Here is an 11,561-nt window from a genome sequence, read left to right as displayed (position 1 = left end):
GCCCAGCGCCGACACCGCGTCGACGACGAAGTAGGTGTCCGGGTACTCGGCAATGACGTCACCGATCTCTTCGACCGGATTCCGGACGCCAGTCGAACTCTCGTTCATCACGCACGCGACGACGTCGTAGTGGTTGTCGCTCGTCTCTAGCGCGTCGCGGATATCCTCGGGCTTGACCGCCCGCCCCCATTCGTACTCGAGTCTGTCGACGCTCTTGCCGAGTCGCTCGGCCACGTTCGCGTGGCGTTCGCTGAAGCTCCCGCAGGTCGCCACGAGGATGTTCTCGTCGACGAGGTTGAGCGTCGACGCCTCCCAAAACTCAGTCCCCGAGGCCGTGAGAACGATGACGTCGTTTTGCGTGCCGAGGAACTCCTCCGTGTCCTCGACGATGGTCGTGTACAGGTCCGTCATCCGATCCATGCGGTGGCCGAACATCGGTTCGCCCATCGCATCGATGACGTCGTCACGAACCTCCGTCGGTCCGGGGATGTACAGCGTCTTGTCGGGGTACTCGTCTCTGTATTCGCGTTTTTCCGTCACGAGAGTCACCTGTTATGTACGGTGTCGCGGGGACGACGCATGGTAGTTTTGATCCCGCGCCGTTCGCCTCGATCCGACCGTCACTTCCCCGTTCGGAACGTCGCCGTCGGATCGGGAACCACCCGGAGCAGTACGGGCAGTGTGAGGATTGCGATGACGATCTCGATCCCTCCGGCGACGACGAACGCGACAAAATAGTCGTACCGGGACGCCAGCCACCCGCCACCGACGATTCCGCCGAGAAAGCCCAGGCTGCCGAAGATGTTGAACCCACCCATCGCCGCGCCGCGTTCCATCGGTCCGACCAGATCAGTGACCAGCGCCATCGTCGCGGGCGCGACGAGCGCGCCGAGTACCCCGACCGCCACCATGCCGGTCGCGGCGGTGGGGACGGTCGGCGCCACTCCGACGCCGACGATCGCGGCGCCGAACCCGGCCGACCCGGCGACGATCGGAACGACCCGACCGATCCGATCGGAGAGCGCACCGAGCGGGTACTGCAACAGCGCGAAGGGGACGAAAAAACACGCGAGCAACAGCCCGATTCCGGCCGGATCGAGGCCGAACGCGTCCCGGAAATAGAACGTTCCGATAAGTCCGAAAAACCCCGCGGCGAAGCGGTCGGCGAAGCCGAACGCGAACGGGACGATGAGCGTGGGCGTCCGCCGGAGGCTCCCGATCGACTCTCGGAGTTTTCGGTCATCGCGACGCGCTCGGTCGGGGACCGTCGAGACGATCCCGGCGGCGAGCAAAAGCAAGGCAGCCGACGCGAGGATCGGCGCGAGCGGGCCGAACGAATACAACTGCCCCCCGACCGGCGCACCGAGCGCGGCCCCCCCGCCGATCGCGATACCCGCCACGCCCATGTTCTTGCCGTGGCCGCCATCGAGGTCCATCAACATCGTGATCGCGAGCGAGAACGCGCCGATCGTGAACGTTCCCTCGACGAATCGGAGCGCGAGCGCCGTCCGAAAATCGCCAACGCCGAGCAGGACGATCGCCGCGAGGGCGAGATACGCGACCGTCCCGCCGAGCGCGCCGCCGACGACGAAGGGGATTCGCCGCCCGGCGCGATCCGAGATCGCACCCCAGACCGCCGAGAACAGCACGAACGCGAGCAACTGGACGCTCAAAAAGGCCGTCCCGGCGTCGATCGTCGGTGCGCCGCCGAGCGCCGCGACCAGCCGATCGACGCCGGGGTATACCAGAAGCTGCGTGAAGAGGACGACGAAGACGACGGCCGACAGGCGAACGCGTTCGGCGCGGGTCACACCCCTCATAGAGCCGCCGCCTACTTGTGCGCATAGGGACGCCGTCGACCGCGGACGGCGCACCCGAACGGAACGTTGAGATGGATGCCGGCGTAGAGCGGGGTATGGTGACGATCACCGTTCTCGGTAGCGGCGGAAACTCCCCGATTCCGACCCCGACCTGCGGTTGTCGGCTCTGTGAGCAAGCGCGCGCGTCCGGGATCCCGTATGCCCGCCACGGGAACAACCTCTAGGTTGAGGAGCTCTCGGCAGTCATCGACGCTCCGGAGTTCGTTTACAGCAACCTCGAATGCGAGGCGATCGACTCGGTTCGCCACCTCCTTTTGACTCACTGGCACCCGGACCACACCGCCGGCCTGCGGGTCGTCCAGTCCCGCACGTTCGCGCGCGTCTTCGCCGAGGCGGAGCACGGGATGACCGACGCCACGTTGGCCGATCAGCCGACGATCGTGACGACGGAGCGCGTCTTCGAACGGACCTGTGAACTGTATTCGGGGCTCCGACACTTCGTCGACGTCGGGTTCGCGGAGACGCACTTCCTCGACGAGAAACCCCTCGTCACCGACGGCATCCGAATCGAGGCGATCCCGTACTCGCTGTCGGCCGACGCCGACCCAGACGCGACCGCGTTCGTGCTCCGCGAGGGCGATCGGACCGTCGTGTTGGCGACCGACGACGCGAGATTCCTCGAGGAGTCCGCACTCCCGGACGGGATAGACCTCGCGGTCTTCGAGTGCGGGTACTTCGAGGAAACGCCCGACGGAACCTCGATCCTCGCCGGACGGGACGAGGCGGTGCTCGCGGACGAACTCACCCACGCTGAGGTCCTCGAACGGATCGATCGGCTCGACCCGACCCGGACCGTCCCGACGGAGATCGAACACCTCTACGGGCGAGGTCACGACGACTACCAGCGGCTGACATCCACCTACGACGGGATCGAGTTCGCCCACGACGGGCTGACGATCGTGGTCTGAGCGTTGGCACGCGACCGCTACCCGTCGCCCCACACGTCGGACAGCGGGTGGTCGTCGATGTTCCGCGCGGCGTTGGAACGGCGTCGGCCGCGGTTCGTACGGTCGGCGTCGCCGAGCGCCCGGGTCGGATCGAACGGCGGGAGTTCGGGATCGACGATACGGTCGACCTGTTCTTCGAACCACGGCGGCATATCGGTTCGGGCCCGCTCGAACAGATCGAGCAACGAACGATCGGCGAGGTACGTCGCGCCGTAGTCGTCGGGTGCCCGGACGACCCGACCGCATGCCTGGATCACCGTCCGCAGCGCCGCCCGATAGTACCAGCCCCACTGGCCGTCCTCCAGCCGGCGGGCGACCCGCGAGTCGCTCGTGTTCGGATAGGGTGCCTTACAGAGCACCTGCCACCGACAGAGGTCGTCGCGGAGATCGAGCGCCTCCTCCATCTTCACGGAGATGAACACGTCCGGATCGCCCTCACGCTTCCACCCCGATAGCGCGGCGTCGCGGTTCTCGCTATCGTGTCTCCGGATCCGATCGGCCACGCCGAACTCGTCGAGCAGTTCGAAGAGTCGTTCGGCGATGGCATACGAATGCGCGTGGATCAGGCCCTTCTCGTCGTCGTGTTTCGCCATCAGTCGAACGATCGTTCGCGCCACCTTCGGCAGCGTCTCACCGCGGTGTTCGTAGGTCATCTTCCCCTGCGTCACGTCGTACAGCAGGCGATTCTCCACCGGAAACGTGTGGTCGACGTCGACCATCGCGACCGTTCCGGGATCGAGTCCAGCCCCGCGACAGAACGCGTTCTTATCGAGCATCGTCGCAGACAGCAGCGCGAACTTGGTCCCGCGGTTCCAGACGGTGTGGTGGAGATACCGTGCCGGATCGAGCGGTTTGATCTGTACCGTGCCGCCGCGCGGGTCCTCACGGGTTCCGCGCTCCGATTGGTCGGCCACCCAGACCGTCGGGCTCTCGGGATCTCCGAGATCTTCGAGAAACCAGCCGAGGTCGCGGATCAACTCCGCCAGACGGTCGCGCTCTTCGGTCTCGCTCTCGTTCAATTCGACACGTCCGCGGAGTTCTTCCTGCCGTCGGCTGCAGGCGTCGATCAGCGTCTCGGCGTACGGTTCGACGTCCGAAACCTCGTTGATATCTGGGGGTTGATGCGAACTCCAGACCGGCACGGTCGTCGGCGACAACTCGATCGTCGCGTACATCTCGGCCCACTCCGCCAGCCCGTGCGCTTCGTCAATGACGACCACGTCGCGCTCGCCGAACACCTCGCTGCCGGCGGTCTGCATGAAGTACGCGAGCGTCATCGCCGCGATCGGCCCGTTGGAGGCCGTCGCACGGTCGGCGAAATACGGACAGCGGTGCGTGACGGGACAGTTGAAACCGCGCTCGCGCGCACAGGGAGCGCGATTGACCGGCGTCGAGGTGTCCCCCGGCAGGATACACGAGTAGTTCGACTTGCCGCGAATGACGTTCAGATCCTCGAGCAAATCGTCGCCGGCTACGTCGTCGAGTTGGGAGACCTGCGGCGTCGTGTAGTACGCGCCGGTTGGCAGGCTCGGCGCGTCCTCGCCGTCGCGTCGCGCACAGCCGGCGATGGCGCGCGCCAACAAAGACTTGCCGCTCCCGGTCGGCGCTCGGACGAGAACGACGTCGTTGCCCGCCTCGAAGGCGGCACGGATGTCACACAGCGCCTGCTCCTGTGCGCCGCGAAACGACGGTGCCGGAAACTCCGCGACGATACGCGATGTGTCCACGGCTGATCGACGGGCGTCGCGGTTCTAAAGTGATCGGATCCGGATCACGTCTTTTCGCCCTCGACCTCCGTGGTCTCGACATCCGACGCCTCGGTCTTCGCCGCTTCGACGTCCCGCTCGCGGCGATCGGACTGGATCCCAATAACCACCAGATATAGCATTGCGATCACCATCAACGACGTCACGAGTATCGCGACTGTGCCGGCAATTGTCACTGCGTCGACCATATATGAATGGCATCGCCGACGACAATAAACGTATCTCCGGTCGATAGTCCGCGACGTTATTCGGTGTCCAGTGCCAGCGACGCCAACAGCGCCTCGAGTTGCACCTGCTCGTTCGCGCCGGCGGTGATCCGGTAGTCCGCCTCGCCGATCCGCTCCATCACCCTGACCGCCTCCCGGTCGTCGATCCCGAACTCCCAGACAGAGCGGTGCATCTGATCGATGACGTCCCCGCCGGCGATCCCGACGTCGGTCAACAGGGTATCGAGCTGTGCGCGGGCGGCGGTAAAATCGCCTGCAAGCGCGGTCGTGACCATCTCTTGGATCTCCTCGGGTCGGGCCGTCGAGGTGATCGTGTAGACGGCCTCCTCGTCGACCACGTCGCCCATCACGGCGGCCGCCTGAAGCCCGTTTATCGCCTTTCGCATGTCCCCGTCGGCGGCGTAGACGAGCGCGTCGATTCCGTCGTCGGTGATCTCGATGCCCTCCGCGTCGGCGATGATCCGGATCTGGGTCTCGATAGCCTCGTCACCGAGCGGTGAGAACCGAAACACCGCACACCGCGATTGGATCGGGTCGATGATCTGCGAGGAGTAGTTACACGAGAGGATGAAGCGGGTGTTGTCGGAGAACTGCTCCATCGTCCGCCGCAGCGCTGACTGTGCATCAGACGTGAGGGCGTCGGCCTCGTCGAGGAAGATAATCCGGTGATCGTAGCCGCCGAAGGAGGCGCGCGCGAAGCTCTTGATCCGGTCGCGAACCACGTCGATCCCACGCTGATCGGAGGCGTTTAACTCGAGGAAGTTCTCGCGCCAGTCGTCGCCGTAGATCTCCTTGGCGACGGCGATGGCCGAGGTGGTCTTGCCGGTTCCGGCCGGCCCGGCGAACAGAAGATGTGGCAAATCTTGCTGGCTAATGTACTGTTTCAACCGTTCCGTGATCGCCTCGTGGCCGACGACGTCGTCGAGCGTCTGGGGGCGGTACTTTTCGATCCAAATCTCCCGCCCGCGGTCCTCGGCAGCGGCCTCGCTCATATCCGGACGTGGCCCCCGTCGGGCATAAAGCCCCCGAGACGGCCGCCGTCGCGGGGGACAAACGGCACGCTGAAACCGCTCGCCGCTGTAGCGAGCGCATGGACGTGACCTGTGAGATCCTCGGAGAGGGAACCCACGAAATCGACCTCCCCGCCGACGCCACCTACGGGGACGTACTCGACGCGGTCGGTCTCTCGACGCACGAGGCGTCGGTCATCGTCGACGATAGCCCGGTCCCGGAGGATCGCCCCGTCGATTCGGCGTCGGTTCGTGTCATCCGGCTTATAAAGGGTGGCTGAGAGGTGTCGAGAGAGTGAGCGATTGCCAGCCACCGGTGGACATCAGATCGGCGACCAAAGACGAGTACGTGACCGTCCGCTCGATCGTCAACGCGGCCTTGTTGGACGTGGCTCCGGGGGCGTTACGGCGTTCGTCGGTCCTCGTCGCCGTGGCGGACGAGCGGATCCTCGGCGCGCTCGTCCTCCGCGGTTCGGAGATCGACGCTATCGCGGTCCGTCCCGGTCGTCGGGGACAGGGGATCGGCAGGGCGCTCGTCGAGACGGCGGCGAAACGGCGGCCGTACTTGCTCGCCGTTTTCGACCCGGCGGTGCGACCGTTTTATTTTTCCCTCGACTTCGACGTTCGCTGTTCGGACGGCCGATGTCGGGGGCGGTTTTGATATCCTCCCCGGCGGTTCGACCATTTATAAACCACCCTCGGCTTCCGCGGCGTCCTCGTCTGTGACTCGACCGACGACGAACCCAGAACGTTGAAATTCGACCCCCCGCTACGGGACGGTAATGACCGATAGGGCGGACGAGCGTCGAGCGGACGACTCGTCCGACGCGTCCTTCGATACCGATCCGTTCGAATATCCTACCGACGCCGAGACAAGCGGTGCGTCCGATCAAGCCGTGGATCGGACCCACCGCGGGAACGGCGGTGCTGACGCCGACTCACCGACCGGCGTTCTCGGCTGGCTTCGGTGGTTCTGGCGGGGCGATGTGGGATCGTTGGTTTATCTGCGCGACGTCCTGACGAGCCTCTTTATCGTCGCCGCGATCGGTCTCTTGCTGTTCGCCGCCAGCGGTGTCTGGCCGCCGATGGTCGCCATCGAATCGGGGAGCATGGAGCCGAACATGGAGCGCGGGGACCTAGTCTTCCTCGTCGATACCGATCGATTCGTTCCCGATGAGGCGATCACCGCCGACGGCGTCTCGACCGGCGTCGTCCCCGCCGACGTGGCCGATCGAAACGGCGGGCACACGGAGTTCAACAGACCGGGCGACGTGATCGTCTTTCGGCCCAACGGGAACACCGGCGACACCCCGATCATCCATCGGGCGATGTTCTGGGTCTCGGAGGGCGAAAACTGGCACGGTCGGGCCGATTCCGGGCGAGTCGGCGACGCGGACGACTGCGAGGAATTGAACCACTGCCCCGCACCCCACGCCGGATTCATCACGAAGGGCGACAACGAGCTCACGAATCGAAACTACGATCAAGCGTCCCGCCTATCCGCACCGGTTCGCCCCGACTGGATCATCGGAACGGCCGAACTTCGCGTTCCTTACCTCGGTCACGTCAGACTGTGGCTCTCCGGCGTAATGGTGACGCCGGTCGATCCGGTGTTCGCCGATTCCGTCGATCCGCCGGCGACGCGCGATCCGACTCCAGTCAGCGGGAACGCTACAGCTCCCGCGCCCGTTCGAGCCACCCCTCGGCCCGTTTGACCCCGACTCCGGCGGCCTCGGCGATCGTCGCGGCGTCGGCATCACGCAACGGCTTGACCGTACCGAGTCCGGCCTCGCGGAGTCGCTCCGCGTAGGTCGGGCCGATCCCGTCGATCGTCTCGACGTCGGTCCGTTCGGTGTCCGTCCCCGATTCGGCGGTGCTCTCGGCATCGTCGTCGGAGTCTTCGATCTCGATCTCGACCGCCTCGCGGGCGTCGTCTTCGGCCGCCGTGTCGTCGTGGCCTTCATGCTCGTCGCCCGCACCGGGATCGGCGGGCGAGTGTTCGAAGTACCACTCGGCGACCTGCGGCCAGACCTCCCGATGGCTCGACCCCGAGACGGACAGCCCGATGTGGCCGGTCGGGTACTCGATGATCTCCGTCTCGTCGGAGGCGACGACGTCGTTGAACGGTTTGCTCGTCTCCGACGGGATGAGGTGGTCGTACTCGCCGACGATCTGCAACACCGGGATCTTGATCGACTCGACGTCGACGTGCTCGCCGCCGACGTACATCTCGTTGGCGTAGAGTTTGTTATCCTGGTAGATGTCCTCGAGGAACTGGACGTACGTCTCGCCGGCCAGGTCGATCCCCTCCGAGAGCCACCGCTCCATGCGGGCGAAGTTCTCGACGAAGTCGTCGTTCTCCAGGTTGTCGTACAGGCGGACGTACTTCGAGACGTAGTTCGCGACGGGGTCCATGAGCGCGAATCCGATGTCTAACATCTCCGCGGGAACGTTACCGTAGGCGTCGACGACGTCTTGTGGATCGTAGTACTCGTCGTCGCCCCACAGTTCGAGGACGCCGCCCTCGCCGTCGAAACAGAGTCCGGCGGCCATGAGCCCCAGCGCCCGAACCTTCTCCTGGTGAAGGGCGGTGTAGATCGCCGACATCGTCCCGCCCATGCAGTATCCGAGGACGTTGATCCGGTCGGCTCCCGATCGCTCGCGGACGACGTCGACGCAGTTGTCGATGTATCGGTTGACGTAATCGTCGATCGTGAGGTGTCGATCGAGTCGCGAGGGCTCGTTCCAGTCGATGAGATACACGTCGTGACCGGCGTCGAGGAGGCGTCTGACGACGCTTCGGTTGGGCTGAAGATCGAGAATGAACGGTTTGTTGATCAGCGCGTAGACGGCGAGAATCGGCGTACCGTGCTGTTCGTCCGTTCGGGCTTCGTAGTGGAGGAGTTCGACTTTGTTCTCCTCGTAGACGACCTCGCTCGGCGTCTCTCCGACATCCACTGACTCCAGCCGCTCGGTCTGTTCTCCGGCAACTGCGCCCCGCTTAACCGCCCCGATCGTCGTTTCGAGCAGTTCGCGCTGGAAGTTCAACGCGAGCGAAAACGGGTTGTTGGTGCTCATTCGAGGCTCTCTATGATTCGGTCGAGTTTGGTTTCGACGCGGTGCTGTCTGCGCTCCAACTCGATGAGGCGTTCGCCGACCTCTTCGATATCGGACTGCGTCGGCATGCCGAGCTGTGCGAGGGTGTCCTCGCCGATCTCGTCCGCCTGCTCGCGCATCTCCATCATCGCGCTGACGAGTTGGCCGTTCGCCGCGGCGAACGCCGACGTTCCCATCACCTCTTTGAACGCCTCGTTGGCGCTCTGCAGCCAGATATCGCGGAACTCCGTCATAGCGACCTCCTCACCCTCGGCGGCGTCCGCCGTGCGAGCGAACATCTCTTCAGCGGCGTCCATCCACACCTCGTAGGCGTCGTTGTACCCCTCGATGCTACTCGCCCACTCGTCGTCCGTCGGCATCGAGTCCTCGACGGCCTCGGCCCACGACTCCATGAACGCCGCGCTCGCCTCCATGTTCTGTTCCATCGACGCGGCGACCGCCTCGTTCATGTTCCCGACTAACTCATCCCACTCTGCCTGTATGTCCTTGTTATGCTCACTCATTGTGTGTATATCCTCCGGTGATCCACAAAAACCCGGTCATTATAGTCGGACATCTGATATTTCCTGCGCCCGGCAACCGGTTCGGTGGGCGATTCGGGCACCCACTTGGCCACTCACTCGTCGTCTCTGTTCCGTTTGACGGGGACGATGACCGTCTGTACGATGTCGCCCTCGCCGATGTCCAGCGCCTCGCGCTCCGCGTCCGGGATCGAAATCCGGCCGCCGCTTTGGATCCTCGTTTTGAACGTCGCCATCTGCGTCATCGTCCCGAGCTGCTCGGAGATGTCCCCGAGATCGGGTGTTCCAGCTGATTTACCACCCATGAACAGGTTCCGCAGCGCTTCCTGTTGTTGCCGTGTCGCTTGTTCGGACGTCTCCTGCATCGCCCTCAATAGATTCGGCGGCCACATCGTCCCATCTGTGTCGTCTTTGTCGGCCATTTAGCGTACTCGAGCGCACGAACTAAAATAAAACTTCCGATAGATGGGCTCAATTGGGTTTGAAAACCATTTATTACCTAATACCCCCGGAAAAGACATCACCTTTTAATATCGGAAGCCCGTACACTGCTCAGAGATGACCAATGATTCCTATCCGGTGCCGTTCGGAACTTGGGCGGCGGCATCCTCCCACGTATTCAATACGTTCCTCGAAGCCAACCGGGCGGCAAACCAGGCCGCTATCTCCATGCTCGGCTCTCAGCAGCTAAAGAACGGCAATGGGACGGACGAATCGCTTCCTCGAGGAGAGGAACATCGGATCGAACCCGGAAAGGACCTCGACGAGTGGGAAACGCGACGGCAAATCGACGGCGAGCTCTCCGTCGGGGACTCGATTCGGTTCGCGAAAACGATCTCCCAGCGGGATATCGAGCGGTTCGCGGCCGCCTCTGGCGATACGAATCCGATCCACCTCGACGACGAGTGGGCCGAGGAGACTCGATTCAACGGTCGCATCGCCCACGGTATTCTCGTTTCCGGGCTTATAAGCGCTGCACTCGCTCGTTTCCCGGGTAGCGTCGTGTACCTCTCACAGGATCTCGAGTTCCGCGCTCCGGTCCGCATCGGCGATCGCGTCGCCGCGACCGTCGAGATCGTCGAGGACCTCGGCGGTGATCAGTTCCGGATCCGGACGACCGTGATGAAAGACGACGACCCCGTCATCGACGGCGAAGCCGTCGTCCTCATCGACGAGGCACCGATCGGCGACGCCTGAACTCGCCCCATTCCCACGTCCCCCACTGCCCCCACGCCCCCCGTCACCGCCCACGACCCTGTATCGATGCTCGCTTCGACGCCGCTAGCGTAGAATCGAGCCTATGTCGTCGTCGTCTCTCAGTCCCTCACGAAGTCGCTCGATGTCGGCCTCGAGTGCGTACTTCGGACGGCCCTTTCCGACGGGTGATCGGTCTTCCGGCCGACGTTCGTCGAGCAATCCTTTCTCAGTCAATCCGCTGAGCGCTCGCACCGTATCCGCCTCGGAGAGACCTCCTATCGGCTGTCCGTCGGCGTTTTCGAGTAGTTCCCTCGCGGTCGATCGGATCTCGGCAGCGTCGGCCGGCGTCCGATCACGTCCGGTGAGGTCCACTAGACAGCAGAGAATGATCCGCTGTGTGAACGTCGTCGAGTCGGGATCGTACATACACAAACCGATGCCTGCAATCGGGATAAACCCTCTCCACGATCGGAGTCGACACCGGAATCTATATTATTCCCCCATATCTATGGGGTATGATATCATATGGCTCTTGAAGAACGGACGTGTCTGGTAACGGGCGCATCGCGGGGGATCGGGCGGGCGATCGCGGAGGAGTTGGGCGCACACGGGGCGGACGTGGCGATCAACTACCGCTCGTCGGACGACGAGGCTCAAGCGGCCAAAGGGCGGATCGAAGACGGCGACGGACGAGCGATGCTCGCACAGGCTGACATCTCCGAGTACGAGCAGGTCGAGTCGATGTGCGAGGCGGTGCACGATCGGTTCGGAGCGGTAGACGTGTTGGTGAACAACGCGGGGATCACGGTGGACAAGAAGTTCGAGAACATGACGCGTGAGGACTGGGACCGCGTCATCGACGTCAATCTCGGCGGGACGTTCAACTGTACGCACTG

General features: G+C 63.9%; 16 protein-coding genes. 7 read left to right on the top strand and 9 right to left on the bottom strand.

Annotated elements, in window-relative coordinates:
• Positions 1-540 (bottom strand): aminotransferase class V-fold PLP-dependent enzyme (locus tag R6U53_RS00315; protein ID WP_410320387.1); only part of this gene is annotated, 540 nt, incomplete at its 3' end.
• 80 nt (positions 541-620) lie between these two features.
• Complete coding sequence (locus R6U53_RS00310) at positions 621-1,811, bottom strand: MFS transporter (protein ID WP_410320385.1); 1,191 nt, start codon at positions 1,809-1,811, stop codon at positions 621-623.
• A 104-nt stretch (positions 1,812-1,915) separates the two neighbouring features.
• Between R6U53_RS00310 and R6U53_RS00305 the strand changes: the two genes are divergently transcribed.
• A complete protein-coding gene (locus R6U53_RS00305; protein WP_410320384.1) occupies positions 1,916-2,044 on the top strand; it encodes a hypothetical protein in 129 nt (42 codons plus the stop codon).
• 21 nt (positions 2,045-2,065) lie between these two features.
• Positions 2,066-2,788: an MBL fold metallo-hydrolase gene (locus tag R6U53_RS00300; RefSeq protein WP_410320386.1), complete on the top strand. Its 723-nt coding sequence runs from the start codon at positions 2,066-2,068 to the stop codon at positions 2,786-2,788.
• Positions 2,789-2,805: 17 nt separating this feature from the next.
• On the opposite strand, the gene R6U53_RS00295 is transcribed toward R6U53_RS00300, so the two are convergent.
• From R6U53_RS00295 to R6U53_RS00285, 3 genes are read right to left on the bottom strand one after another with little or no spacing between them, the layout of a single operon-like run.
• A complete protein-coding gene (locus tag R6U53_RS00295) occupies positions 2,806-4,554 on the bottom strand; it encodes a helicase C-terminal domain-containing protein (RefSeq protein ID WP_410320383.1) in 1,749 nt (582 codons plus the stop codon).
• Between the two features lie 44 nt (positions 4,555-4,598).
• A complete protein-coding gene (locus tag R6U53_RS00290) occupies positions 4,599-4,781 on the bottom strand; it encodes a hypothetical protein (RefSeq protein WP_410320382.1) in 183 nt (60 codons plus the stop codon).
• 56 nt (positions 4,782-4,837) lie between these two features.
• The gene (locus tag R6U53_RS00285; protein WP_410320381.1) at positions 4,838-5,812 is read right to left on the bottom strand and encodes a replication factor C small subunit; all 975 of its coding nucleotides are present in this window, start codon (positions 5,810-5,812) and stop codon (positions 4,838-4,840) included.
• Positions 5,813-5,910: 98 nt separating this feature from the next.
• Between R6U53_RS00285 and samp2 the strand changes: the two genes are divergently transcribed.
• The 3 genes from samp2 to R6U53_RS00270 all read left to right on the top strand — a co-directional run bounded on the left by samp2 (position 5,911) and on the right by R6U53_RS00270 (position 7,545).
• A complete protein-coding gene (gene samp2, locus R6U53_RS00280) occupies positions 5,911-6,111 on the top strand; it encodes a ubiquitin-like small modifier protein SAMP2 (protein WP_410320380.1) in 201 nt (66 codons plus the stop codon).
• Between the two features lie 14 nt (positions 6,112-6,125).
• On the top strand, positions 6,126-6,491 hold the full coding sequence (locus R6U53_RS00275) for a GNAT family N-acetyltransferase (RefSeq protein WP_410320379.1): 366 nt from the start codon (positions 6,126-6,128) through the stop codon (positions 6,489-6,491).
• A gap of 121 nt (positions 6,492-6,612) precedes the next feature.
• Positions 6,613-7,545: a S26 family signal peptidase gene (locus R6U53_RS00270; protein WP_410320378.1), complete on the top strand. Its 933-nt coding sequence runs from the start codon at positions 6,613-6,615 to the stop codon at positions 7,543-7,545.
• Here the strand turns inward: R6U53_RS00270 and phaC are convergent.
• From phaC to R6U53_RS00255, 3 genes are all read right to left on the bottom strand, one after another.
• The gene (gene phaC / locus R6U53_RS00265; protein ID WP_410320377.1) at positions 7,502-8,908 is read right to left on the bottom strand and encodes a class III poly(R)-hydroxyalkanoic acid synthase subunit PhaC; all 1,407 of its coding nucleotides are present in this window, start codon (positions 8,906-8,908) and stop codon (positions 7,502-7,504) included. The genes R6U53_RS00270 and phaC overlap by 44 nt on opposite strands.
• Complete coding sequence (locus tag R6U53_RS00260) at positions 8,905-9,450, bottom strand: poly(R)-hydroxyalkanoic acid synthase subunit PhaE (protein ID WP_410320376.1); 546 nt, start codon at positions 9,448-9,450, stop codon at positions 8,905-8,907. Before R6U53_RS00260 ends, phaC begins: the two co-directional genes overlap by 4 nt.
• Positions 9,451-9,563: 113 nt before the next feature.
• Positions 9,564-9,890 (bottom strand): AbrB/MazE/SpoVT family DNA-binding domain-containing protein, encoded by a 327-nt coding sequence (locus tag R6U53_RS00255; RefSeq protein ID WP_410320375.1) that lies wholly within the window; start codon positions 9,888-9,890, stop codon positions 9,564-9,566.
• Between the two features lie 136 nt (positions 9,891-10,026).
• Here R6U53_RS00255 and R6U53_RS00250 point away from each other — a divergent pair, with 136 nt between their 5' ends.
• Positions 10,027-10,665, top strand: coding sequence for a MaoC family dehydratase (locus tag R6U53_RS00250; RefSeq protein ID WP_410320374.1), 639 nt, complete (start codon positions 10,027-10,029; stop codon positions 10,663-10,665).
• Between the two features lie 84 nt (positions 10,666-10,749).
• Here the strand turns inward: R6U53_RS00250 and R6U53_RS00245 are convergent, their stop codons facing one another.
• Positions 10,750-11,091 carry a hypothetical protein gene (locus R6U53_RS00245; RefSeq protein ID WP_410320373.1) on the bottom strand — a complete coding sequence of 114 codons (342 nt, stop codon included), beginning with the start codon at positions 11,089-11,091 and terminating at the stop codon, positions 10,750-10,752.
• A gap of 99 nt (positions 11,092-11,190) precedes the next feature.
• Between R6U53_RS00245 and R6U53_RS00240 the strand changes: the two genes are divergently transcribed.
• On the top strand, positions 11,191-11,561 hold a 371-nt coding region (locus R6U53_RS00240; protein WP_410320372.1), incomplete at its 3' end, for an SDR family NAD(P)-dependent oxidoreductase.

This window comes from Natronomonas sp. (assembly GCF_046483325.1).
In the GTDB taxonomy this organism is placed as follows: domain Archaea; phylum Halobacteriota; class Halobacteria; order Halobacteriales; family Haloarculaceae; genus Natronomonas.
The sequence above is the reverse complement of the archived record's forward strand: the minus strand, read 5'-3'. Positions and strand labels throughout refer to the sequence as shown.